The organism is Neisseria sp. HMSC064E01 (assembly GCF_001808875.1).
GTDB classification, from domain to species: Bacteria; Pseudomonadota; Gammaproteobacteria; order Burkholderiales; family Neisseriaceae; genus Neisseria; species Neisseria sicca_A.
On the sequence record NZ_KV794946.1, the window covers coordinates 11,385 to 35,138 of the forward strand.

General features: G+C 52.1%; 18 protein-coding genes and 1 pseudogene. 10 read left to right on the top strand and 9 right to left on the bottom strand.

All coding sequences use genetic code 11. The annotated features are described in order from the left end of the window. Positions 1–477: 477 nt before the first annotated feature. Positions 478–1,482 carry a type I glyceraldehyde-3-phosphate dehydrogenase gene (gene gap, locus HMPREF2572_RS08660; RefSeq protein WP_070497758.1) on the bottom strand — a complete coding sequence of 335 codons (1,005 nt, stop codon included), beginning with the start codon at positions 1,480–1,482 and terminating at the stop codon, positions 478–480. Positions 1,483–2,051: 569 nt separating this feature from the next. Here gap and lpxC point away from each other — a divergent pair. Then, complete coding sequence (gene lpxC, locus HMPREF2572_RS08665) at positions 2,052–2,966, top strand: UDP-3-O-acyl-N-acetylglucosamine deacetylase (protein WP_049230484.1); 915 nt, start codon at positions 2,052–2,054, stop codon at positions 2,964–2,966. Between the two features lie 311 nt (positions 2,967–3,277). Here the strand turns inward: lpxC and ggt are convergent, their stop codons facing one another. Beyond that, positions 3,278–5,047, bottom strand: a complete 1,770-nt coding sequence (ggt, locus tag HMPREF2572_RS08670) for a gamma-glutamyltransferase (RefSeq protein ID WP_070497759.1) — start codon at positions 5,045–5,047, stop codon at positions 3,278–3,280. 482 nt (positions 5,048–5,529) lie between these two features. On the opposite strand from ggt, the gene gnd reads away from it, so the two are divergent. Further along, positions 5,530–6,978: a decarboxylating NADP(+)-dependent phosphogluconate dehydrogenase gene (gene gnd, locus HMPREF2572_RS08675; RefSeq protein WP_070497761.1), complete on the top strand. Its 1,449-nt coding sequence runs from the start codon at positions 5,530–5,532 to the stop codon at positions 6,976–6,978. A gap of 259 nt (positions 6,979–7,237) precedes the next feature. Here the strand turns inward: gnd and HMPREF2572_RS08680 are convergent, their stop codons facing one another. Continuing rightward, positions 7,238–8,188, bottom strand: a complete 951-nt coding sequence (locus HMPREF2572_RS08680; protein WP_070497763.1) for a D-2-hydroxyacid dehydrogenase — start codon at positions 8,186–8,188, stop codon at positions 7,238–7,240. A 129-nt stretch (positions 8,189–8,317) separates the two neighbouring features. Here HMPREF2572_RS08680 and HMPREF2572_RS08685 point away from each other — a divergent pair, with 129 nt between their 5' ends. The 3 genes from HMPREF2572_RS08685 to HMPREF2572_RS08695 all read left to right on the top strand — a co-directional run bounded on the left by HMPREF2572_RS08685 (position 8,318) and on the right by HMPREF2572_RS08695 (position 9,465). Then, entirely contained in the window at positions 8,318–8,536 is a 219-nt protein-coding gene (locus HMPREF2572_RS08685) for a DUF2061 domain-containing protein (protein WP_070497765.1), read from the top strand. Between the two features lie 173 nt (positions 8,537–8,709). After that, on the top strand, positions 8,710–8,970 hold the full coding sequence (locus HMPREF2572_RS08690; RefSeq protein ID WP_070497767.1) for a hypothetical protein: 261 nt from the start codon (positions 8,710–8,712) through the stop codon (positions 8,968–8,970). Between the two features lie 165 nt (positions 8,971–9,135). Beyond that, complete coding sequence (locus HMPREF2572_RS08695; RefSeq protein ID WP_003743612.1) at positions 9,136–9,465, top strand: FKBP-type peptidyl-prolyl cis-trans isomerase; 330 nt, start codon at positions 9,136–9,138, stop codon at positions 9,463–9,465. Between the two features lie 542 nt (positions 9,466–10,007). Here HMPREF2572_RS08695 and HMPREF2572_RS08705 read toward each other — a convergent pair. From HMPREF2572_RS08705 to HMPREF2572_RS08720, 5 genes and pseudogenes are all read right to left on the bottom strand, one after another. Beyond that, entirely contained in the window at positions 10,008–10,496 is a 489-nt protein-coding gene (locus HMPREF2572_RS08705; RefSeq protein ID WP_070497772.1) for a hypothetical protein, read from the bottom strand. After that, positions 10,493–10,720: pseudogene (locus tag HMPREF2572_RS13595) on the bottom strand (hypothetical protein); the annotation flags it as partial. The pseudogene HMPREF2572_RS13595 and the gene HMPREF2572_RS08705, both read right to left, overlap by 4 nt. A gap of 73 nt (positions 10,721–10,793) precedes the next feature. Further along, a complete protein-coding gene (gene mutS / locus HMPREF2572_RS08710) occupies positions 10,794–13,418 on the bottom strand; it encodes a DNA mismatch repair protein MutS (RefSeq protein WP_070497775.1) in 2,625 nt (874 codons plus the stop codon). A 99-nt stretch (positions 13,419–13,517) separates the two neighbouring features. Next, on the bottom strand, positions 13,518–14,465 hold the full coding sequence (locus tag HMPREF2572_RS08715) for a DUF4424 family protein (RefSeq protein WP_070497777.1): 948 nt from the start codon (positions 14,463–14,465) through the stop codon (positions 13,518–13,520). Between the two features lie 69 nt (positions 14,466–14,534). Then, the gene (locus HMPREF2572_RS08720) at positions 14,535–15,992 is read right to left on the bottom strand and encodes an oligopeptide:H+ symporter (RefSeq protein ID WP_070497779.1); all 1,458 of its coding nucleotides are present in this window, start codon (positions 15,990–15,992) and stop codon (positions 14,535–14,537) included. A gap of 366 nt (positions 15,993–16,358) precedes the next feature. Between HMPREF2572_RS08720 and HMPREF2572_RS08725 the strand changes: the two genes are divergently transcribed. From HMPREF2572_RS08725 to HMPREF2572_RS08745, 5 genes are all read left to right on the top strand, one after another. After that, positions 16,359–16,844, top strand: coding sequence for a GNAT family N-acetyltransferase (locus tag HMPREF2572_RS08725; RefSeq protein ID WP_083294213.1), 486 nt, complete (start codon positions 16,359–16,361; stop codon positions 16,842–16,844). 229 nt (positions 16,845–17,073) lie between these two features. Continuing rightward, on the top strand, positions 17,074–18,441 hold the full coding sequence (locus HMPREF2572_RS08730; protein ID WP_070497781.1) for a M16 family metallopeptidase: 1,368 nt from the start codon (positions 17,074–17,076) through the stop codon (positions 18,439–18,441). Positions 18,442–18,600: 159 nt separating this feature from the next. After that, complete coding sequence (locus HMPREF2572_RS08735) at positions 18,601–19,899, top strand: M16 family metallopeptidase (RefSeq protein WP_070497783.1); 1,299 nt, start codon at positions 18,601–18,603, stop codon at positions 19,897–19,899. Between the two features lie 316 nt (positions 19,900–20,215). Next, entirely contained in the window at positions 20,216–21,469 is a 1,254-nt protein-coding gene (murA, locus tag HMPREF2572_RS08740) for a UDP-N-acetylglucosamine 1-carboxyvinyltransferase (RefSeq protein ID WP_070497785.1), read from the top strand. 99 nt (positions 21,470–21,568) lie between these two features. Further along, positions 21,569–22,186 (top strand): tellurite resistance TerB family protein, encoded by a 618-nt coding sequence (locus HMPREF2572_RS08745; protein ID WP_070497787.1) that lies wholly within the window; start codon positions 21,569–21,571, stop codon positions 22,184–22,186. A gap of 465 nt (positions 22,187–22,651) precedes the next feature. Here the strand turns inward: HMPREF2572_RS08745 and HMPREF2572_RS15215 are convergent, their stop codons facing one another. After that, positions 22,652–22,774, bottom strand: a complete 123-nt coding sequence (locus tag HMPREF2572_RS15215; RefSeq protein ID WP_283118474.1) for a hypothetical protein — start codon at positions 22,772–22,774, stop codon at positions 22,652–22,654. Positions 22,775–23,754 lie beyond the last annotated feature (980 nt).

Consider the following 23,754-nt stretch of genomic DNA (forward strand, 5'->3'; position numbering starts at 1 on the left):
AACTTTGAGATTTGAGTTTTAGAGAAACTCGTTCTACCCCCGTTTTCAGACGACCTTGTTTATTCAATCAATGCAGGCTTAGGATAACTCAAGTAGAGTAGGCTTGGTCCGCGAAATCCGCTATCCAACAATCCAAATCAGACAACAGTCGAATGGACATTCATTTTTCCTTGCATCTCGTGGGCAAAGCCTACGCTACTCGTTGCTTCAACGGCAACCTGTCCCTTCCCCCGTCCGCGGGGGGAAGGTTAGGATGGGGGTGGCTTTGTGGGTTTAGGTAAAATCAAATTCGTATAAATCGCAGAGCCACCCTCTCCCCAACCCTCTCCCGCCAGACGGGAGAGGGTGCAGGTTACAAATAAAAAACAAGGTCGTCTGAAAATGTGAAACCAAGTTTAGTAAAACTCGTTCACGCTCGTTTTCAGACGACCTTTTCTCTTACTTATCCACAGACTGGTTTACCCAATCCGAAATCTTTTAGATTTTACCTGCGAAGTATTCCAAAGTACGGACGAGTTGGCAGGTGTAAGACATTTCGTTGTCGTACCAAGCGACGGTTTTTACCAGTTGTTTGTCGCCTACGGTCATCACGCGGGTTTGGGTTGCGTCAAAGAGCGAGCCGTATTCGATACCGATGACATCAGAAGAAACGATTTGATCTTCAGTGTACCCTAAAGCATCGCTGGCAGCAGCTTTCATCGCGGCGTTGATTTCTTCTTTGGTAACAGGGCGTTCGAGGATGGAAACCAATTCAGTCAGCGAGCCGGTAGCGACGGGGACGCGTTGGGCGGAACCGTCGAGTTTACCGTTCAATTCGGGGATAACCAGACCGATGGCTTTGGCGGCGCCGGTGCTGTTGGGCACGATGTTGAGCGCGGCGGCGCGGGCGCGGCGCAAATCGCCTTTGCGGTGCGGCGCGTCAAGGGTGTTTTGGTCGCCGGTGTAGGCGTGGATGGTGGTCATCAGGCCTTCGACTACGCCGAACTCTTTTTGCAGGACTGCAGCCATCGGGGCGAGGCAGTTGGTAGTGCAGGAAGCGGCGGAGATGACGGTTTCGCTGCCGTCCAAAATGTCTTGGTTTACGCCATATACGACGGTTTTCACGTCATTGCCGCCGGGCGCGGAAATAACGACTTTGCGCGCACCGGCGCGGATGTGGGCTTCGGCTTTGGTTTTGCTGGTAAAGAAGCCGGTACATTCGAGGACGACGTCCACGCCCAAATCGCCCCAAGGCAATTCTTCAGGATTCGGATTGGCGAAGACTTTGATTTCTTTGCCGTTCACCACGATGGCATCGTCTTTCAATTCGGCAGTACCTTGGAAACGGCCTTGGGTGCTGTCGTATTTGAAAAGGTGCAGCAGCATATCGGCAGGGGTCAGGTCGTTGACGGCGACGACTTCGATGCCTTTGGCTTTTTCAATTTGACGCAATGCCAGACGGCCGATGCGGCCGAAACCGTTAATCGCTACTTTGATGCTCATTTTGATACTCCTGTCAGTAGGGAAAGGGATAAATTTCAATAAGGGCTATTGTAGCCTGAAATAAAACTACTACCTAGAATTACACGATGCTACTTTTAAAATGTTTGATTTAAATAAAAAAACCGTGAAATAGGTCGTCTGAAAACGTAGATTGGTACGGTTTGTCCCCATATTTGGGGATAAATTTTGGTTGTTTTTAAAATTAATATGTAATTATTTAAAAAAATGATGATGGTGATGAGTGTATCCCCGCTTTGTGGATAACCTTATTACTGATTGTATAATCAAATTGTTGTATTCATTTAAAGGTTGCGTTCAAGTTTTGTTTTTTGTGAGAACAAAGTCGGATAATCTGTAATCATTTGAATATTTCTGTGGATAAAATCGGATTTTTCCACTCGGATTACACGGCATATTGTGGATAATCTTACCGGTACAAAGGGTCGTCTGAAAAATCTATGGTTCTGAAACACCTACATTAGCAAATACTATTAAAAATAATGGATTATTTTTTCCTTTTTATCGTATTATCCAAACATCAAACCAATTATTGAATAAGGAGGCGGTTTATGCTGCAACGAACTTTGGCAAAATCCATCAGCGTAACCGGCGTCGGGCTGCATTCGGGCGAACGGGTCGCGCTGACCCTGCACCCCGCGCCTGAAAACAGCGGGATTTCTTTCCGCCGTACCGATTTGGACGGCGAAATGGGCGAAACCATCAAACTTACGCCTTACCTCATCAACGATACGCGCCTGTCGTCCACTATCGTAACCGACAAAGGCGTGCGCGTCGGCACGATCGAACACATCATGTCCGCGCTGTCCGCCTACGGCATCGACAATGCGCTGATTGAGTTAAACGCGCCCGAAATCCCGATTATGGACGGCTCCAGCCTGCCGTTTATTTATCTTTTGCAAGATGCGGGCGTTGTCGATCAAAAGGCGCAAAAGCGGTTTTTGAAAATCCTCAAGCCTGTCGAAGTCAAAGAAGCGGGCAAATGGGTGCGCTTTACGCCGTATGACGGCTTTAAAGTGACGCTGACCATCGAATTCGACCATCCGGTTTTCAACCGTAGCTCGCCTACTTTTGAAATCGATTTCGCGGGCAAGTCCTACATCGACGAAATCGCGCGCGCGCGCACCTTCGGCTTTATGCACGAAGTGGAAATGATGCGCGCCCACAATCTCGGACTGGGCGGCAATTTGAACAACGCCATCGTGATTGACGATATGGACGTTTTGAATCCGGAAGGTTTGCGTTATCCCGACGAGTTTGTCCGCCACAAAATCCTTGATGCTATCGGCGATTTGTATATCGTCGGACACCCGATTATCGGCGCATTCGAAGGCTACAAATCCGGCCATGCCATCAACAACGCTTTATTGCGTGCGGTTTTGGCGGACGAAACCGCCTACGAATGGGTGGAATTCGCCGACGACGAGGATTTGCCGTCCGCCTTCCACGAGCTGCCGGCGGCTTGAGATAAGACGGTGTACAAAAAGGTTGTGGATGATTGTTTATCCACAACCTTTTTATTCAATAAAGGTCGTCTGAAATCTTGATTTTAAGTTTTCAGACGACCTTTCAAGCGATACAACCATCTTCCGCCAATATTTCAGACATGATTATCCACATGGCTATCTAATCTATCCTTCTGAAAAATAGAAAGATTATATTTTTTCTCAAATTTTATACACACTTTATCCATAGCTTTTCTCCAGCAATAAAAAAGGTCGTCTGAAAACCCAAATTCGGATTTCAGACGACCTTTTATCCACAAGCCGATCGGTGATCAATCGCCCATGACTTTGCCTTCGCGGCGCGGGTCGGCACCGCCGAGCAAACCGTCTTTGCCGATCACAATGCCTTGTACGCCGGAATTCAAATCGCGGATTTGGACTTTGTAGCCCAGTTTTTCCAATGCTGCCGCTTTGTCCGCCGCAGCAGTTTTTTCCTCGATTTCATACTGGCTGCCGCGATTGAGCATATTCGGCAGGGAGATCGCTGCCTGAATGTCCATGCCCCAGTCGATATGCGCCACCAACGTTTTGGCGACGAAACCGATGATGCGGCTGCCGCCGGGCGAACCGACCGCCAGATAAGGCTTGCCGTCTTTCATCACGATGGTCGGTGCCATTGAAGAACGCGGCCGTTTGCCGCCCGCCACGCTGTTAGCAACGGTTTTACCGTCCACGCCGACTGGGTTGAAAGCGAAATCGGTCAATTCATTGTTGAGCAGATAGCCGTTTGCCATCAGCCCCGAGCCAAACGCGTTTTCAATCGAAGTCGTCATCGACACGACGTTGCCGTCTTTATCCACAACCACCAAATGGCTGGTGGACGGCAGCTCTACCGCCATACCCTGCGCGTATTTCTTGCCAAACTTGCCCGCCTGAATATTTTCCAACGCCTTGTCTGCTTGGCGGATTTCTTCGGCACGCGGTTTCAGATAAGCCTGCGAAATCAAGGCTCGGGTCGGGACGTTGACAAACGCAGGATCGCCGACGTAATGATCTCGGTCGGCAAACGCAATCCGCGACGCATCGCCTATCCAGCGCCAACTGTGGATATTTTCCGCGCCCAACGCCTTCATATCCTGATTTTGCAACACGCCCAAAATCTCGCCCAAAGCAATCGCGCCCGAACTTGGCGCGCCCATGCCGCAAACTTCATATTCACGATAGGGCGCACAAACCGGTTGACGCTCGATAACGCGGTAGTTTTTCAAATCCGACAAACTGATTTTGCCGGGGTTATCCACAGCGCCGGTAACGGCACGGACAATATTCTGTGCCTGCGCGCCCTGATAAAACGGCGCGCTGCCTTTTTCCGCCAACAGGCGCACGGAGCGGGCAAATTCAGGGTTTTTCAACACCGTTCCCGCTGCCAAAGGCTTGCCGTCAGGCAGGAAATACGCGACGGTTTGCGGATAGCGTTGCAAAGGCTCGAGATTCTGCTCGATGGATTTCGCCATGCGCGGCGAAACGGTAAAGCCTTGTTCCGCCAAAGCAATCGGTTTGTCAAACAGACTCGCCCAAGGCAACTTGCCGTAACGCTTGTGGACATCTTCCAGCAGCTTCGGAATCCCCGGCACGCCGACCGAACGGCCGCCGACCACCGCGTTCATAAAGCCCATCGGTTTGCCGTTCTCATCCAAAAAAAGCTCGGGCGTTGCCGCTTTCGGCGCCGTTTCGCGGGCATCAAACGTCGTCAGTTTTTTCGCCTTATTGTCCCAATACACCAAAAACGCGCCGCCGCCCAAACCGGAAGACTGCGGTTCGGTCAGACCCAGCGTAGTCTGTATGGCAATCATCGCATCTATCGCGCTGCCGCCGCGTTTCAAAACCTCGTATCCCGCCTCGGTCGCCAACGGATTGGCAGACGCCGCCATAAAATGTTTGGCGCGGATCAATTTCTGCTCGGTCAGTCCCGTCCCTTGTTCCGGCGCATGGTTATCCACAGCCGTCGGCGCAGGAGCGGCATCAGGTTTCTGCATCGGCTGGTGCGCGCACGCTGCCAAAACCAAAACTGCCAACAGGTTTAATCCAAAGGAAAATTTCATATCTGCTCCCTTTTAGTTAGATATTTTTCAGACGACCTTTACATGGCTAAAAAACACAAAAGGTCGTCTGAAACATGAAAACCGATTGGACTGTTTATCTCTTCAGACAGTTCCGTTCGGGCTCGGTATAAAACCGGCAGGCTGTGTGTATAGCCGGAAAGTTATGCACAGAGCCAAACCGAATGTCAAAATTATCCACATCTGCCAACAAGGAAAATAGCGGTTTATCCGCATCCAAAATTAGCATTCAACTGATTGAACTGAAAAAGGAATCAAAGTTATGCACAAGAAAAAGCGCGACTCAATATAATCATCTATTTATTATTTAAAATCTTATTTATAGTTTGTTTTCCCATCGCGCAGCCAACGCCCGCAACGTAAAGGCATCTTTTCAAAAAATTAGATAGTTAAGGATTGTTAAACCTCTGTAAATCAGATAGAGTTACGGCTGATAAATTAAATTAATAATGGAGCTTCCATCAATGAAAGGCGATATCGGTGTCATCGGCTTGGCCGTTATGGGTCAAAATTTGATTTTGAATATGAACGATCGCGGTTTCAAAGTCGTGGCGTACAACCGGACCACTGCTAAAGTAGACGATTTTCTCAACGGCGCAGCCAAAGGCACAAACATTATCGGTGCCTATTCATTGCAAGACTTCGTGGATAAACTGGAAAAACCGCGCAAAATCATGATGATGGTGCGTGCAGGTTCTGTCGTTGACGACTTTATCGAGCAACTTGTCCCGCTTTTGGAACAAGGCGACATTATTATTGACGGCGGCAACGCCAACTATCCCGATTCCACCCGCCGCACCCACGAGCTGACAGCAAAAGGCATCCGCTTTATCGGCGCGGGCGTTTCCGGCGGCGAAGAAGGCGCGCGTCATGGCCCATCCATCATGCCCGGCGGCGACGAAGCCGCATGGCCTGCCGTCAAACCCATCTTCCAAGCCATTGCCGCCAAAACCCCGCAAGGCGAACCCTGCTGCGACTGGGTCGGTCGCGATGGCGCAGGTCATTTCGTCAAAATGGTGCACAACGGCATCGAATACGGCGATATGCAGTTGATTTGCGAAGCGTATCAATTCATGAAAGACGGCTTGGGTCTGAGCTACGACGAAATGCACCGCATTTTCAGCGAATGGAACCAAACCGAGCTGGATTCCTACCTGATTGAAATCACCGCCGCGATTTTGGGCTACAAAGACGAAAACGGCGAACCTTTGGTCGAAAAAATCCTCGATACCGCTGGACAAAAAGGTACAGGCAAATGGACCGGCATCAACGCCCTCGATTTGGGTATCCCACTGACGCTGATTTCCGAAGCAGTGTTCGCCCGCTGCGTGTCGGCGTTAAAAGACCAACGTGTCCAAACCGGCGGCTTGTTCGACAAAACCATCAGCCCCGTCGAAGGCGACAAAGCCGCGTGGGTCGAAGCCCTGCGCCAAGCCCTGTTGGCATCCAAAATCATCTCCTACGCACAAGGCTTCATGCTCATCCGCGAAGCCAGCGAAAACAACGATTGGGCATTGAATTACGGCAACACCGCCCTTCTGTGGCGCGAAGGCTGCATCATTCGCAGCGCGTTCTTGGGCAACATCCGCGACGCATACGAAGCCAATCCCGATTTAGTGTTCTTGGGTTCCGACCCCTATTTCAAAGGCGTATTGGAAAATTGCCTGCCCGCATGGCGCAAAGTGGTCGCCAAAGCCATCGAATGCGGCATCCCCATGCCCTGCATGGCTTCCGCGATTACCTTCCTCGACGGCTACACCACCGAACGCCTGCCCGCCAACCTGCTGCAAGCCCAACGCGACTACTTCGGCGCGCACACCTACGAGCGCACCGACAAACCGCGCGGCGAATTCTTCCACACCAACTGGACAGGCAAGGGCGGCGATACCGCATCGACCACTTACGATATTTGATTTGTTTGAACCAGCAAAAAGGTCGTCTGAAAACCAAGATTCAGGTTTTCAGACGACCTTTGCCGTTTCAAAGCATCGGTTTTTGATAAAATCCACGGATTGCTCACAACTTATCCACAATTTAAACCTAACTTCAATTCAATCAAACCAAACCTAATTCATTGAAAAATATTGATATACAAAAAGGTCGTCTGAAAATTTTCAGACGACCTTTTAAATTGTTCACAAAATTATCAACAAGCCTCTCGCATATTCAGTATCAAACCAGATTCTGCGGATTGCCTGCGACGAAGCGGTTGATGTTGTCCACAAGGATGTCAAACAGGCGGTTGATTGCCTCTTGGCTTGCCCAGGCGACGTGCGGGGTAACGATCAGGTTGGGCAGTCGGGCTTTCAGCAAAGGATTGCCGTCGCGCGGCGGCTCTTGTGTCAACACATCGAAGCCCGCGCCGCCGATTTGCCCATATTTCAAGGCGGCGATAAGTGCGTGTTCGTCCACCAGTCCGCCGCGTCCGCAGTTGATGATGACGGCGCCGGGCTTCATCTGCTGCAATTCGGCTTCGCCCATCATGTTTGCCGTTTCCGGCGTGAGCGGGCAATGCAGCGACAGCGCGTCGGCGGTGCGGACGGCTTCGTTAAAGGAAACGTAGCCGTCGCGGACGGTTTCGGCGTGTTTGCGTTCGACAAACAAAACCTTCATTTTGAACGCCTGTGCATAAGTTGCCAGCGTCTGCCCGATGTTGCCGCGCCCGAAAATCGCCAGTGTTTTGCCGTTCAAATTGCGCATCGGTGCGCCGAAATGGCAGAAAAACGGCGCTTTTTCCCATACTCCGGCGGCAACGTCGCGCTGATAGGCGGGCAGGTTGCGCATCAGGGTAATCATCAGCATAAAGGCGTGTTCCGCCACCGATTCGTTGCCGTAGGCGCGGATGTTGCACACACCCACGCCCGCTTGTTTGGCGGCGGCAAGGTCAACGTTGTTGACGCCCGTCGCGGCTACCGCAATCAACTTGAGTTGCGGGTTAGCGGCGATGTGTTCGGCGGAAATCACGACTTTGTTGGTAATGATGATGTCCGCGCCCTGTATGCGCTCAGCGGTCTGATGCGCTTCGGTCGAACCATAGCTGCTTAAAGTATGTGGAAAATCAAAGTCAAACGGACGGTCGGCAAGCGTGTCGCGGTCGAGAACGGGAATGCACAGCGGATTCATTTTTTACCTATCGAAAATAAAATAATAATTGAAATAAACTAACTCGGAATAGAATATTCAAAATATACGGTTTAGTTGAGAATGGTTATTATCCGAATCATACAGACATCACCATATCAGGAAACCATCATGATTAAAACCATGACCTTTGCCATTTTACATTTCGCCACCGCGTTCGGCGTTGCCTATATTTTGACCGGCAGCATCGGCATCTCAAGCGCAGTCGCGCTGGTCGAACCGCTTGCCAACACTGTCGTTTTCTATTCCCACGAAAAAGCATGGCGACGCTACGAAAAAAGTAAAACCGTGAAACAGGAATGGACTACGCCGCTGCACCATTGTGGATAAGTCTTGTCCAAAGGTCGTCTGAAAACGGGATAGGGTATATTGTTTCTTATTAGTAAATATTCTTTAAACGAAATCGATATTTATCAATCAAAACGAAACCAATAAAATGCTTTCCATCGCTTGAACGCCTACGCAGTTCATCTTTTATATTCAACATCATAAGGAAAGTAATCATGAAAAAAGCACTCTTCGCCTCCCTCATCGTCGTTGCCGCCGCCGCATCTCTCGCCGACAGCCGCATTCCTGAATGGAACCATGCCAACGACTCCGGCCCCATTCCGGGCTTAACCAAAGTCGAATATCACGATGCACACGATATGCGCAAGGATGATGACCGCGTGAAATTTACCGCACCTGCCACAGGCGTGCGCGAAATCACCGATATAGGCTACAATGACACCTATGCCCGCTCGTTGCAAAACGGCTCAAATTGATTGCCCATCGGTTGACGATACATTGAAAAGTCGTCTGAAAACGTACCCATCCGTTTTCAGACGACCTTTTGCTTTATCGGAAACGGCAGCTATGATACCCTTCAGCGCGGAATATCGAAGAGTCGATATTGTTAACCAATTGAAAACGCTATGAAAGGATAAAACATGAGCGGTTTGATTATTGAAGATTTGCAGGAAGGCCACGGCAAAGAGGCCGTGAAAGGCAAGGAAATTACCGTACATTACACCGGTTGGCTGGAAGACGGCACCAAATTCGACTCCAGCCTCGACCGCCGTCAGCCGCTGACCATTACGCTGGGCGTGGGTCAGGTCATTCAAGGCTGGGACGAAGGTTTCGGCGGCATGAAGGAAGGCGGCAAACGCAAGCTGACCATTCCCGCCGAAATGGGCTACGGCGCACGCGGCGCGGGCGGCGTGATCCCGCCTAACGCGACATTGGTGTTTGAAGTAGAGCTGTTGAAAGTTTACGAATAATGCCTGACGGCGTTGGGATGGATTTTCCGCTTTGAAAAAGAGCGAAAGGTCGTCTGAAAACTGAATTTTTGGTTTTCAGACGACCTTTTTATTGAGTCGAAGCGGGCTTGGGGATAACTCAAATTTGTAACGTGGGCTTTGCCCGCGAATCCACCGTCTGACAACCCGAATCGGGAAACCGTGTCTGTTATTAATAGTGGATTAAATTTAAATCAGGACAAGGCGACGAAGCCGCAGATAGTACAGATAGAGACCTTTGCAAAATTCCCCAAAATCCAGATAGTACGGAAAGGCGAGGCAGCGCCGTACTGGTTTAAAGTTAATCCACTATATCTCGTGGGCAAAGCCCACGTTACGGGTGGCTGTAAGGCAGCTTATCCCTTCCCCTGTCCGGCGGGGAAAGGTTAGGATGGGGGTGGTTTTGTGGGTTTAGGCAAAATCGGATTCGTGTAGCCCATAAAGCCACCTTCTCCCCAGCCCTCTCCCGCCGGACGGGAGAGGGGGCGGGTTGCAGGTACAAATTAAGGAGCCTTAAAACTCAATCAAATAATGTCCGGATTCAGCACCAAATCATATTCACCAAACTTTGGAAATAGGATTACCTTATCTTTTTGGGGATATAATTCTGTTTTTTCATATCGCTCATTATTAATAAAATCCTCTTTCAAAACATAGCAATCATCCGTATTTTCATTGAAGAAATAAGTATATCCTTCTGCCAAATCATGAGAGTCTAAAGTTATATAATCTCTCCATACAGCCATAGAAAGAAAATAATATTGCGAATTAGAATATTTTTGAAATTGATGGGTTAAATAATCCCTTCCAAATTTATCGAAAAAATCTACCGAAAAAAAACCTACTTCCTCTCGCAAGGTAATTACATATTCAGGTTGTGTCGCCGAACCTATTACGGCAGTATATAACTCCCCTTTAAGATGTTTTTCCTCAGCTTGTTTCTCAGAAAAAGGCTTATGAAGTTTCTTATAACCATAAGACCACTGCTCACAATAAAAAATATCTTTCTTCATTTGTAAATCCTTCCTGTTGTATCTCTAATGATAACATTTTCTTCTTGTGCCGCCCTTAATACAGATTGTGGAATTGGATTGACCTGAGCAGGAACTTCTAAAATAAGTTTTCCTTCAAGCTTTCTTCCTCTTAGCGGAGCAGGTGTACTTGGATCATTGGGAATGACAACACCAGGGCTATATTTGCTGACAGCCTCCTTGATATAACCAATCCCCGTACTTTTTGTAGTCTTTTTGAGGTCGTCTGAAACCTGAATCGGATTTTCAGACGACCTTGTTTTATATAAACCAACGCGCTTACTCTCCGCCTTCAACAATCTGTTTGAGGCGGTACAGTGCGTCTAAGGCTTCGCGGGGGGTGAGGTCGTCGGGGCGGAGTTGGTTTAGGGCTTCGGCGAGTGCATGGTGGGCGGGGTGGTTTTCTTGGCTTGCGGTGGTTTGGGCTTCAGTGTCCGCTGTTTCGTCTTGGCTAAACCCGCTGTATTCGTTTTCAGACGACAGGGTGCTGAAGATATCCAACTGCGGGCGGACGGCGGCGGCTTGGGCTTCGAGTTCGTCCAGATGTTTTTGGGCGGCTTTGAGGGCGCGGTTGGGCAGGCCGGCGAGTTTGGCGACGGCGATGCCGTAGCTTTTGCTGGCGGGACCGGGTTCGATGTGGTGGAGGAATACGATGTCTTGTCCTTGTTCGAGTGCGGAGAGGTGCATGTTGACTGCCGTTGCGTGGGCTTCGGGCAGTTTGGTCAGCTCGAAATAGTGGGTGGCGAAGAGGCTGAAAGATTTGTTTTTTTGCAGCAGGTGTTCGGCGATGGCGTGCGCGAGGGCGAGGCCGTCGAAGGTGGAGGTGCCGCGTCCGACTTCGTCCATGAGGACGAGGGATTGGTCGGTGGCGTGGTGGAGGATGTAGGCGGTTTCGCTCATTTCGACCATGAAGGTGGAGCGGTTGGAGGCGAGGTCGTCGGAGGCGCCGATGCGGGTGAAGATTTGGTCGATGGGGCCGATTTGGGCGGCATCGGCGGGGACGAAGCTGCCGGTGTGCGCCATGAGGACGATGTGGGCGACTTGGCGCATGTAGGTGGATTTGCCGCCCATGTTGGGGCCGGTCAGGAGCATGAGGCGGTGTTTGTGGTCGAGGCGGGTGTGGTTGGCGGTGAAGTGGCGCACTTGTTGCTCGACGACGGGATGGCGGCCGTTTTCGATATGGATGACTGGGTAGTCGGCGAACTCGGGGCAGACGAAGCCGCGTTCGGCGGCGGTGGCGGCGAAGGTGGAGAGTACGTCGAGGGCGGCGGCGGCTTTGGCGGCTTTTTGAAGCTGGGGCAGGGTCGTCTGAATGTCTTTGAGGAGGGCTTCAAACAGGCGTTTTTCCAATGCCAATGCTTGCTCTTGCGCGGTCAGGACTTTGTCTTCGAAGGTTTTGAGTTCGGGGGTGATGAAGCGTTCGGCGTTTTTCAGGGTCTGGCGGCGCTGGTAGTCGGCGGGGGCTTGTTCGGCTTGGACTTTGGATAGCTCGATGTAGAAGCCGTGAACGCGGTTGAACTCGACTTTGAGGGTGGAGAGGCCGGTGCGTTCGCGTTCGCGCGCTTCGAGGTCGAGCAGGAATTCGTCGCCGTGGTTTTGGATGTGGCGCAACTCGTCGAGTTCTGCGCAATAGCCTTGGTTGATGACGCCTCCGTCTTTGAGCCAGACGGCGGGTTCGGGCATCACGGCGGCTTTAAGGGTTTCGGCGACGGGCAGGGTTTCGGGGAAAACGGCTTTGAGGGTTTCTAAGAGACTACTGCCCTCGGCGGACCATTCGATTTCGGACAGGGCAAACAGGCTGTCGCGCAGGGCGGCGAGGTCGCGCGGGCGGGCGTTGCCGACGGCGATACGGGCGGCGATGCGTTCGATGTCTGCGATGTTTTTCAGACGACCTTGCAGGGTTTCGTATTGCGAACCCAGCGCGGCAACGGCTTCTTGGCGGGCGCGGATGTGGGCGCGGCTGCGTAAGGGGTGGTGCAGCCAGAGTGCCAAGAGGCGGCTGCCCATGTGGGTGGCGCAGCCGTCGAGTATGGAAAACAGGGTCGGCGATTTTTTGCCGGAGAGGGTTTGCGTGATTTCGAGATTGCGGCGCGTGGCGGCGTCCATGCCGATATATTGGCTGTCGGTTTCGAGCGAAATGCCGTCTAAGTGTTGCGGCATTAGGTTTTGCGTCAGGCGGATGTAGTTCAACAGCGCGCCCGCCGCACCGACGGCGGTTTCGTGTTCCTTGCCGTCCAAACCGAAGCCGTGCAGGTCTTGGCAGCCGAAATATTCGGTCAACAATTTCGCACCCGCATCGGCGGCAAACTGCCATGAGTTCAGGCGCGTAATGTTGGCAGAGGTCGTCTGAAACCCATCAGACAGGCTTTTGCCTTCGGGCAACAGGATTTCCGCCGCCTGCAAACGCGCCAGCTCATCGGCGAGTTTGTCCGCCGTCGTCAGCTTGGTTTTGAATTCGCCGCTTTGCAAAGATGCCCACGCAATGGCGACGTGTTTTTTATCCGCGTTCACCGCCGCGATGCGGTTGGTTTCCTTGTCTTCCAAAAACGCCGCGTCGGTCAGCGTGCCGGGCGTAACGATGCGCACGACTTTGCGCTCCACCGGCCCTTTGCCCGCGCCGACTTCGCCCACCTGCTCGCACACCGCCACGCTTTTGCCCATCTTCACCAGCCGCGCCAGATACTGCTCCGCCGCGTGAAACGGCACGCCCGCCATCTTAATCGGCACGCCGTCCATCTGCCCGCGCGTGGTCAGGGTGATGTCCAACAGCTTCGCCGCTTCCACCGCGTCATCCAAAAACAGCTCGTAAAAATCGCCCATGCGGTAAAACACCAGCTTGTCGGCGTGCTGCGATTTGATGGCGAGATACTGCTGCATCATCGGGGAAACGGCGGATTTGCTCATGGGAATGCCTTGCAAAACGGAAAAGCCTTATTGTAGCAAAAGGTCGTCTGAAACCCTAAAACAAGGTTTCAGACGACCTTTTATGTATGCTGCTTAGGGTTAGTCGTAAACGAAAATGATGTCCAAGTCTTTTTTCGGCAGGAAATTTTCTTTGACTGCTTGGAAACGGTTCGGCCCGACTTTGCGCAGGGATTTGTCCCAGCAGAGCGACAGCACGGTATTGGGCTCGCGGTCTATGGTCAGGGTGAATTTACCGATGGGTTTTGCCCAGTTGGCACCTGTGGTCAGGATATAGCCCAAATGGTGATAGACCTTTTCTTCTTTCACATTTTTAAAGTTGTTGAGGAAGTTTTCATCCATGCAGTACTCATCTATGAATGCTTTGCTGTCTTTGGCTTTGAGCGAAGGCAGGAAGCTGCCGCCAACCAACGGGGTGTATTGGTGTTTGATTTCGGTTACAGCGTTGGCTTTAAAGGTTTGCTTCCAGCTGTAAATAATCTGCGCCGACCAAAACGTCCAGCCCATCATGTTCAATTCGCTGGCTGGAAGCAAGGATTTGATTTTAGGCGAGCTGCAAGTACGAATTTTCTTATTGAGCTTTTCGACATCTTTGTTTTGCGTCCATGGGTGCATCAACTCCTGATCGCTCAAACCGCATTTTTTCAAGTCGGCGGTTACATCCACCAACGTTCCGTTACTACGTTCAAAATAGGCACGGACGTGGGCTTGCGGGCGGACAGGTTTGCCGTCGACGTAAATGCGGAAGCTGTTAACCAAACCCTTGGTGTCGGCAAAGTCGGAAACTGTGGCCGCAGGAACGATGGGCAAAGGAAAAAGAACAGTTTCAGTAATGTCTTGTGAGGAGGTGTTTTTAAACCGGTAATGCACGCGAATCTGGTGTTCGCTGATGTACAAATCTTCGCTCTGCATATCGATATGCGGATTTTTCAGATATTTGATGCCGCTTGTGCTGACTGTACCCGTGCTGTCGTTGGCATGGGCTGCTCCGGCAAGCAGGAGGAGCATTAGGAAGGTATTGGGTTTCATGGGTTCAAAGTCCTTAAAAATAGGTCGTCTGAAACGGTATTTCAGACGACCTTCTTAACGAATCAGTATTTAATCCGCGCCTTTGAGCATTTTATTCAAAATAGGTACGAGTAGCAATAATACCAAACCGGTGATTACGCCTATGCCGCAAAGCATCCAGTAGAAATCCAGCGGTGCTTTCTCATCGAATCCTTCTTTGAACAACACGCCACCCAAAGTGAAACCTACCGAGAGACCCAAGAAGTTGAGCGCGACCATTTGGGTTTTGAACATGGGCGGGGCGATTTTGGTGGCGATAGAAAGCGAAATCGGCGAGATCATCAGTTCGCCTATGGTGATGGCGAGCAGGATTAGCGCGAACACAATAATCGGCATGGGGGTTTCCGATGAAATATACGGTACGAATCCAAGATAGGATACGCCGACGACAATCATCGCCAATGCGAATTTAAACGGGGTTTTCGGCTGATATTTGCCCATTTTCGTCCAAATTGCCGCCATTACGCCGGAGAAAAGGACAACCCACATACTTTGGATGGAATCTTTCCATGCGACGGGGACAGTCTCGCCGAATAGGGTGCGGTCAACCGTTTTGTCAAAATACACCGTTGCCACGGTATAGACTTGGAACCAGACCGACCAAAACAGGCAGATGGTCAGAAACAGTGGAATATAGGCAATGATTTGGCGTTTGTTTTCAGACGACACATGGCTGCTGCCAAGCAGGCGCGCGAAGTAGGCGATAATGGTGAGAATGACCGTGCCGAGCAGGAATTTGGAGAAGTTGTCCAAATTGAGCGTACCCGAGGCAATCAGGCTGCCGATAATCAAGACGATCAACACGGCGACTGCCACCGCGGTTTGCACTTTTTCAGGACGCAGCGGATTGGGCGCAGGCGTGTGCGGCAGCAGTTTGCGTCCCACAGAGTAACGCCACAGCCCGAAAGCCATACCGACTGCCGCCGCGCCGAAGCCGTAGTGGAAACCCATCTTCGTTTGCAGCAAGCCTGTCAGGAGCGGGCCTAAAAAGCCGCCGATGTTGATGGATATATAGAAAATGGAAAAACCGGCATCGCGCAGCGGCTTCATGTGATCCGCCTCATAAAGCGAGCCGACCATCGAGCTTGCCGACGATTTCACGCCGCCGCTGCCCAGTGCGATGAGTACCAAGCCGCATAGCAGTCCGTACAGCCCGGGTGCGATTGCCAAAACGATGTGTCCGAGCATGACCACGATGCCGGAAATAAACAGCGTTCTCTCCGCGCCCCAAATCCGGTCGGCAAGCCAGGCGCCGAGTATGGTGGACAAATAAACGCTGCCGCCGTATGCGCCGACGATGCCGCCGGCGAGCGACTCTTCTATGCCCAAACCGCCTTTATTGGCAGCGTAATAGAGATAGATCATTAAGATACCCTGCATCCCGTAAAACGAGAAACGTTCCCACAATTCGATGTGGAACAGGGTAGAAAGCTGGACGGGATGCCCGAAGAAGGTTTTTTCCTTATGGGCGGAATGGTTGTCAGACATATTAAAGTTCTCCTGTTGGCAGAGGTTTGGCAGACGTACTGCCCCGGCGGAAACCTGCCCGCCTCCACCGGCATTTTCAATATTTTTCTTAGAGCGGGTGCGTGCCTAAGGATTGCCTGCCGCACCCTGCGGGTTTGGCGGGAAACGCCCGTATCCGATGCTTTCATCTAGGATTTACAGGAGTTTACGATGCCAAACATTTTTCGGTTTTTAGCCGAATCTGAAACGCTTGTCAAACGGCATATGGCAAAGGTTTGAGACTGAACAGGGGAAACCGCATTTTGATGGATTGGATGTAAACGAGGAGTCGTCTGAAAACGTATCGGCAGAAAGGGGGCATTTTCAGGCGGAAGGCGCGGGCGTATCATGCCTTTTATGAACATCACGCCTTTACGCCCCGAACACGTCGAACCGCTCGCCCGCGCGCTTTATCGGCAATGGCATGATTTTGCGCCGTGGTCGTCTATGGAAAAAATCCGCGCCTATTACGCCGAATGCCTGAATGGTAAAAACCTGCCGCTGGCGTTTGCCGCCATCGGAAAGGGCGGCGCGCTGCTGGGTTCTGCCGCGCTCAAACGGCACGATATGGAAGAGTTTCCCCAATACGAATATTGGCTAGGCGATGTGTTCGTTTTGCCCGAACACAGAGGGACGGGCGTTGGCGGTCTGTTGATTGAACACTGCCTCGCCGCCGCCCGCCAAATGCGCCTGCCCAAGCTTTACCTTTATACGCCTGACGTACAGTCGGTTTACGAAAAATACGGCTGGTGTGAAATCACGACCTGTCTGCACAACGGCGAGACGGTGTCGGTGATGGAATTGGTATTGGAGGGAAACGACCAATCCGGTTGAATTTCACCCCATCTTGTGACGCAGGGGTCGTCTGAAACCCAATCTTTGATTTTCAGACGACCTTTTTATTTACGCATATGGGAACTGTTTATCATTGCGACGTTCTATAAAAGGATTGACTTCAAAGCGATACGGCGTTGCCGCGCCTTGTCTGATTTGAAGTTTCTCCGGCATATTTTGCACTCACGCAGAGACTGCTCTGCGCCAGACCGACTGAGAGGAATCCAGATTGAACAGCTTACGCCATCTTGCCCTGATATTTGCTTTGTCCGCGCCCGTACTCACGCTGGCGCAGACCGTATCGCAAACTTTGCCCAACGGGTTGAAGATTATTGTGAAAGAAGACCGCCGCGCGCCGGTCGCCGTGTCGCAGCTTTGGTATAAAGTCGGCAGCGTGGACGAGAAACTGGGCAAAAGCGGTTTGAGCCATGCCTTGGAACACATGATGTTTAAAGGCACGCAGGCCGTACCTTCGGGCGAATTCAGCCGCCGCGTCGCCGCTTTGGGCGGACAGAACAATGCCTATACCAACCGCAGCGAGACGGTTTATTACGAGAATGTCGCGGCGGAAAACCTGCCCGAAGTGTTGAAGCTCGAAGCCGACCGCATGCACAACCTCAATTTCAGCGATGAAGAATTTCTCAATGAAATGAACGTCATCCGCGAAGAACGCCGCCAACGCACGGAAGACACGGCGGACGGCAAGCTGTGGGAACAGGTGTATCTGAACAGCTTTACCCTGCCTTCGATGAAAGCCGCGGTCATCGGTTATATGGATGATTTGCACACGCTCAAAGCCGACGATTTGCGCGACTGGTATCAGCAATATTACGCGCCGAACAACGCCGTTTTGGTGATTGTTGGTGATGTCGATGCCAAGAAAACGCTCAAAACGGCGGCGGACTTGTTCGGCAGCATTCCCGCCAAACAGCAGCCCGACCGCAATATGCTGACCGGCGAGCCGTTCAAACGCGAACCTGTGAATTTTCAGACGACCTCAATGGTGACGCGCCAGCCTTTGGTCACCTTAAACTACCGCGTTCCCGGACTGGAAAGTCTGGACGACAAACTGCCTTATGCGCTGGATGTCTTGTCGGAAATCTTGTCGGGCAACTCGTCCAGCCGCTTGGATAAAAACCTGATACGCGGCAAACAGATGGCTTTGAGTACGGGCGCAAGTTACGACCTGATCAGCCGTGAAATGCCGTTGTTCAGCATCTTCGCCATGCCGACCGACAACGTTGAAGTCGATGCCGTCATCGCCGAATTGCGCCGCGAATTGAAAGACATCGCCGAAAACGGCGTCAGTGACGAAGAGCTGAACCGCATCAAAGCGCAGTCTGAAGCGTCCGAAATCTACGAACGCGATTCTATGGAGGCACAAGCCTCGATGCTCGGACGGCTGGAAGCACGCGGCTTCCAATACAGCGATGAAGCGGAAATCCGCCGCCGCCTGAAAGCCGTCAGCGTCGAAGATGTGCAGGCAGCCGCGCAGTTGCTGACGGACGACCGTTTGGCGACCGTAGTCGTGATGCCCGATCCGAAAGTCCTGTACCGCCCGATTGTTCAGGCTGCAAACAAGCCGCAACCTAAATAAACCGACGAAAGGGGTCGTCTGAAACTGCGTTCTCAAGCGTTTTCAGACGACCTCCGAACCGACCCCGCCCGAAGTGGCAAATGACTCGGAACGTGACGGAATACGGCGGCAAACGCCCATCCGCCCCGACAAACCGGTTCAACCGCAAAGGAATATCCGATGAAATCCCTTCCCCTCATATTAGCCCTCGCCCTCTCCACCACCGCGCAGGCAGGCGTGGACATCCAACGCTGGACCACCGGCAACGGCACAGAAGTCCTGTTGGTCGAGCAACACGACAACCCCATCGTCGATATGCAGGTCAACTTCAAAGGCGCGGGCAGCGTGTTCAACCCCGAAGGCAAAAGCGAAGTGGCGGAATTCACCGCCGCCCTACTGACCGACGGTACGGAAAAGCTGGACGAAGAAGCCTTTAATGCCGCCGCCGACGATATTGCCGCCCAAATCGGCAGCAGAAGCGATCAAGAAAGCTCCGCCGCCGGACTGCGCAGCCTGAGCCGTCCCGAAACCCTCAAGCAAGCCGCCGGACTGCTTAACCAATCCCTGACCCGCCCCCGTTTTGACCCCGCCGTGTTCGACCGCCGTCAAAAAGAGGCGGTGACCGCCCTCCAACAACAGGAAACCACCCCCGACTTTACCGCCGGACGCGCCCTGACCAAGCTTGCCTATCCCGACCATCCTTACGGCAGCGGCGCCAACATCACCACGGAAAGCATCCGCAAAGTCAATCTTGACGACATCCGCGCGTTCCACCGCAGCCATTACGGCAAAGACAACGCCATCGTCGCCATTGTCGGCGATATCAACCGCAAACAGGCTGACCGCCTTGTGAAAAACGTGTTGAACGGACTGCCCGAACGCAGCAGCGCCGCTAAAAACGTCCCACCGGTTCAACAGCAGCCGGCACAACGCCGCGATATCCCGTTTGCCGGCGAACAGGCGCAAGTCTTGCTCGGTATGCCGCTGATCAAACGCCACGATCCCGACTATTACGCATTGGTGGCGGGTAATTACATCCTCGGCGGCGGCGGCTTTGACAGCCGTCTGATGAAAGTCTTGCGCGACCGTCACGGCTACACCTACGGCGTACACAGCACCCTCGAACCGGCGACCGAAGCAGGTATGTTCACCATCGGCTATTCCACTCAGAAGAAAAACACTAAAGATTCGCTCGTACAGGCTCAGGCGGTCATCAAACAATTCATCGAAGAAGGCCCGACTGAAGAAGAATTGGCACAAGCCAAAGCCAACATCATCGGCAGCTTCCCCCTGCGTTTCGATTCCAACGCCAAACTGGTGAAATACCTCAGCATCATCGGCCACCACAACCTGCCCAACGACTATCTCGAAGCCTACCCCAAAGCCATCGGCAAACTGACCGTCGAGCAAGTCAAAGACGCTTGGCAGCGCCGCGTCAAACCTGAAGATTTACACATTGTCGTCGTCGGTGCCGAATAACGCCTTTACCCATCCTTGTCCGACGGATACAGCCCGTCGGGCAGGGCTTGGGCATTACGACGGTTTCACTTCGCCACACGGCAAAAAGGTCGTCTGAAAGCGTAGCTCAACGAAGTCCGAACAGACATCGGCGAAGCTGCGTTCAACCTTTTTTCAGACGACCCTTCCGACCATTCATACCCCGTAAACACCCTTCGGAAGAATTCTTCCCGCCTGCCCGCAAAAACCGTCAAAATCCCTTATAATTCCGAATCTAAACGAATCCCGTCCTGCCGGCCGCGCCGTCGGGACTTGTCTTAACAACGAAAGAAACACTGTGGACAAACTCAAAATCACCGCCAACGGCCCGCTCAACGGCGAAATCATCGTATCCGGCGCGAAAAACGCCGCCCTGCCGCTGATGTGTGCCGGACTCTTGACCTCCGGCACCCTGCGCCTGAAAAACGTACCCATGCTCGCCGACGTCAAAACCACCCAAAAACTGCTGCAAGGCATGGGCGCACGCGTTTTGACCGACAACGTTCACGAATTTGAAATCAACGGCGGCACCGTCAACAACACCTGCGCCCCCTACGAACTGGTGAAAACCATGCGCGCCTCCATCCTCGTGCTCGGCCCGACGCTGGCGCGTTTCGGCGAAGCCCAAGTCAGCCTGCCCGGCGGCTGCGCCATCGGTTCGCGCCCTGTTGACCAGCACCTCAAAGGCCTCGAAACCATGGGTGCGGAAATCACCATTGAACACGGCTACGTCAAAGCCAAAGGTCGTCTGAAAGGCGCACGCGTGGTGATGGATATGATTACCGTCGGCGGTACGGAAAACCTGCTGATGGCGGCGACCCTCGCCGAAGGCACAACCGTTCTCGAAAACTGCGCCATCGAACCCGAAGTCGTCGATTTGGCGGAATGCCTCGTCAAAATGGGCGCGAAAATCAGCGGCATCGGTACGTCCACCATGACCGTCGAAGGCGTGAAAGAGCTGCACGGCTGCGAACACAGCGTCGTACCCGACCGCATCGAAGCCGGTACCTTCCTTTGCGCCGTCGCCATGACCGGCGGCAAAGTCGTCCTGCGCAAAGCCGCCCCCAAAACCATGGAAGTCGTTTTGGACAAACTCGTCGAAGCCGGTGCCATCATCGAAGCGGGCGACGACTGGATTTCCATCGACATGCAGCAACGGCCGAAAGCGGTAAACATCCGCACCACCGAACACCCCGGCTTCCCGACCGACATGCAGGCGCAGTTTATGGCGATGAACGCCGTTGCCGAAGGCGACAGCCGTGTCGTCGAAACCATCTTTGAAAACCGCTTCATGCACGTTCCCGAACTCAACCGCATGGGCGCGAACATCACCACCGAAGGCAACACCGCCTTCGTCAAAGGCGTGGAAAAACTCTCCGGCGCCGTCGTCATGGCAACCGACCTGCGCGCCTCCGCCAGCCTCGTCATGGCAGGCTTGGTCGCAGGCGGCGAAACCATCGTCGAACGCATCTACCACCTCGACCGCGGCTACGAACACATCGAGAAAAAACTCGGTCAAGTCGGCGCGAAAATCGAACGGGTACGCGGTTAAGAGCCTTTTGCGAACAGGTCGTCTGAAACACCCATCCCGATTTCAGACGACCCCGAGCATCCATTTCAGACCCAAACCGACCACCATGAGGGGACCATCATGAACTTCAACAACCTGCTCAATCAAATCTTAGGAACCGTTCAAAAAAACGGAAAATCCGCATCCAAAAGCCCGCTCAATTCATTTGGCGGCGGCGCTCTGGTCGGCGGACTGGCTTCCATGCTGATGAAGAAAAAAACCGCCAAATCGCTGGTCAAAGTCGGCTCCGTGGCGGCTTTGGGTTATCTGGCGTATCAGGGTTATCAAAACTGGCAGAAAAACCAACAGCAGCAAGCCGTACCGCAAGGCGCGTTCGAACCTGCCGGACTGCTCGCCGAAGACCACAGCCGCGTGATTTTGCGCACCATGATTGCCGCAGCGGCTTCGGACGGTCTGATTGACGAAACCGAAAAACAAATCATCGCCCGTGAAAGCGGCGAAGACCCCGAAACCGCCGCATGGCTTGCCGCCGAATACAACAATCCGGCGACCGTAGAAGAACTCGCCGCCGCCGTCGGCACCGATCAGGCATTGGCAGCGGAAACCTATCTGGCGGCACGATTGGTCTGCGCAGACTTGTCGCGCAAAGAAATCGTCTTCCTCAGCCGCCTGTCGCAAGCCTTGGGACTGGACGACAATCTGGTGGAAAGCTTGGAAAAACAGCTGGAATTGGCATAAGGCTTTGTATAGTGGATTAACTAAATCAGGACAAGGCGACGAAGCCGCAGACCAGATAGTACGGCAAGGCGAGGCAACGCCGTACTGGTTTAAAGTTAATCCACTATAAAACCGACCATCCACGGCGAAACGGATGGTCGGTTTTTTATTCGGTTCAACCTTTGCCTGAACACCCGATTCAATGCCAAGGGGTCGTCTGAAAAGTTTCAGACGACCCCTTTTCAACATAACGGGCAGGCTTGTCTTGTTTCCCAACCGATAGCAAAAGAATGGAAAGAGGCAGCTTTCGGCTACGCGGCATAAAGTCCGCAAACCATGCTTCTCCGACAGACCGAAAGAAAACCGTTTTCCCGATACGGCTGTGCCCGTTTTGAAATCGCCCTTTCCCGAAACCCGACCCAATCAAAAAAGGTCGTCTGAAACTTTTCATACGACCTTTGCTTTGACTTCCAACAGCTTGGGGGTTTAAAACTGCCCGAGCTTATTTTTAATCGCGGTACGCATATTGTCGGCGATGTGGGTTGCGCCGGCGGCCAGACCGGACATACCGATCAGGGATGCGGCGGCGAGTTTGATCAATTCTTTCATTTTGAGTCTCTTTCTTGTGTTTGTGTTGCGGATGTTATCGTCGGGTCGGCTCGGCTTATTATTTGCCGGCTTCGGCGATGTTTTTGGCGACGGTCGTCGCGCTGGCGGTCAGACCGGACATGCCAATCAGGGAGGCGGCTGCCAATTTGATTAAATTTTTCATGGTAATCTCTCTTTCTTTTGTTCCCGCCGCCGAATTTGGCGGTCTGCGGTTCGCGCTTGTGTCGGCATCTGATGCCGGAATCGGTTGATAGCCGAAAGCCGCTCCGCCGTAGGCGGGAAGGGTTGTTTGTGGGGTTTGGGAAGCGTTTAAAATATTTCGTTTGTTTTCAAATTATTTTTTTGCAGCGGTTTCGATATTGCGGGCAACCATAGCGGCTGAAGCGGTAACACCTGCCATACCGATTAAAGAGGCAGCGGCCAAGGTCAATAAATTTTTCATTTCGGGTAATCCTTTCTCATACTCATCAAATGTTATTTAATAACATATGCATTTGCCGGCGGCGTGTCTGCCGTATCGACAGGGGTCATGATACCGCCTTAATTGATAAATTATACAGTTTTTTAGTAAAGAAATACGCGGTAAAAATGGATTATTGTAATTATTTTGATAATTTATTTTTAGTTTTGAAAATGACACCGATGTCTTGAAGAATGACACCGATGTCTTAGTTACAAGCCGATTACAAATTGTTTATTTTAGAATAGATGCTCTCGAATTTTTTGTTGCCAAATTACATCATTTTAGACAAATTTTGAATTTTTCTTATATTTTTCAATCAGATAAAAAGCAACACTTTTCCGTTTGGCTTTTTGGTTTTTAGCCTCAGACTATAATCACCATTGCCATTTTTTAAATTACCTATCCATTTTTGGCAAAAACAGGTCGTCTGAAACTAAAATCCCTGCCCGACAAACCTGAATCCGCTGTTTGCTTGTGAAATCGCTCATTAAATATAGTGGATTAAATTTAAATCAGG

Bases quoted from the DNA above. Each gene is read 5' to 3' on its own strand.
- gap (WP_070497758.1), bottom strand. From the start codon at position 1,482: ATGAGCATCAAAGTAGCGATTAACGGTTTCGGCCGCATCGGCCGTCTG.
- lpxC (WP_049230484.1), top strand. From the start codon at position 2,052: ATGCTGCAACGAACTTTGGCAAAATCCATCAGCGTAACCGGCGTCGGG.
- ggt (WP_070497759.1), bottom strand. From the start codon at position 5,047: ATGAAATTTTCCTTTGGATTAAACCTGTTGGCAGTTTTGGTTTTGGCA.
- gnd (WP_070497761.1), top strand. From the start codon at position 5,530: ATGAAAGGCGATATCGGTGTCATCGGCTTGGCCGTTATGGGTCAAAAT.
- HMPREF2572_RS08680 (WP_070497763.1), bottom strand. From the start codon at position 8,188: ATGAATCCGCTGTGCATTCCCGTTCTCGACCGCGACACGCTTGCCGAC.
- HMPREF2572_RS08685 (WP_070497765.1), top strand. From the start codon at position 8,318: ATGATTAAAACCATGACCTTTGCCATTTTACATTTCGCCACCGCGTTC.
- HMPREF2572_RS08690 (WP_070497767.1), top strand. From the start codon at position 8,710: ATGAAAAAAGCACTCTTCGCCTCCCTCATCGTCGTTGCCGCCGCCGCA.
- HMPREF2572_RS08695 (WP_003743612.1), top strand. From the start codon at position 9,136: ATGAGCGGTTTGATTATTGAAGATTTGCAGGAAGGCCACGGCAAAGAG.
- HMPREF2572_RS08705 (WP_070497772.1), bottom strand. From the start codon at position 10,496: ATGAAGAAAGATATTTTTTATTGTGAGCAGTGGTCTTATGGTTATAAG.
- mutS (WP_070497775.1), bottom strand. From the start codon at position 13,418: ATGAGCAAATCCGCCGTTTCCCCGATGATGCAGCAGTATCTCGCCATC.
- HMPREF2572_RS08715 (WP_070497777.1), bottom strand. From the start codon at position 14,465: ATGAAACCCAATACCTTCCTAATGCTCCTCCTGCTTGCCGGAGCAGCC.
- HMPREF2572_RS08720 (WP_070497779.1), bottom strand. From the start codon at position 15,992: ATGTCTGACAACCATTCCGCCCATAAGGAAAAAACCTTCTTCGGGCAT.
- HMPREF2572_RS08725 (WP_083294213.1), top strand. From the start codon at position 16,359: ATGCCTTTTATGAACATCACGCCTTTACGCCCCGAACACGTCGAACCG.
- HMPREF2572_RS08735 (WP_070497783.1), top strand. From the start codon at position 18,601: ATGAAATCCCTTCCCCTCATATTAGCCCTCGCCCTCTCCACCACCGCG.
- HMPREF2572_RS08745 (WP_070497787.1), top strand. From the start codon at position 21,569: ATGAACTTCAACAACCTGCTCAATCAAATCTTAGGAACCGTTCAAAAA.
- HMPREF2572_RS15215 (WP_283118474.1), bottom strand. From the start codon at position 22,774: ATGAAAGAATTGATCAAACTCGCCGCCGCATCCCTGATCGGTATGTCC.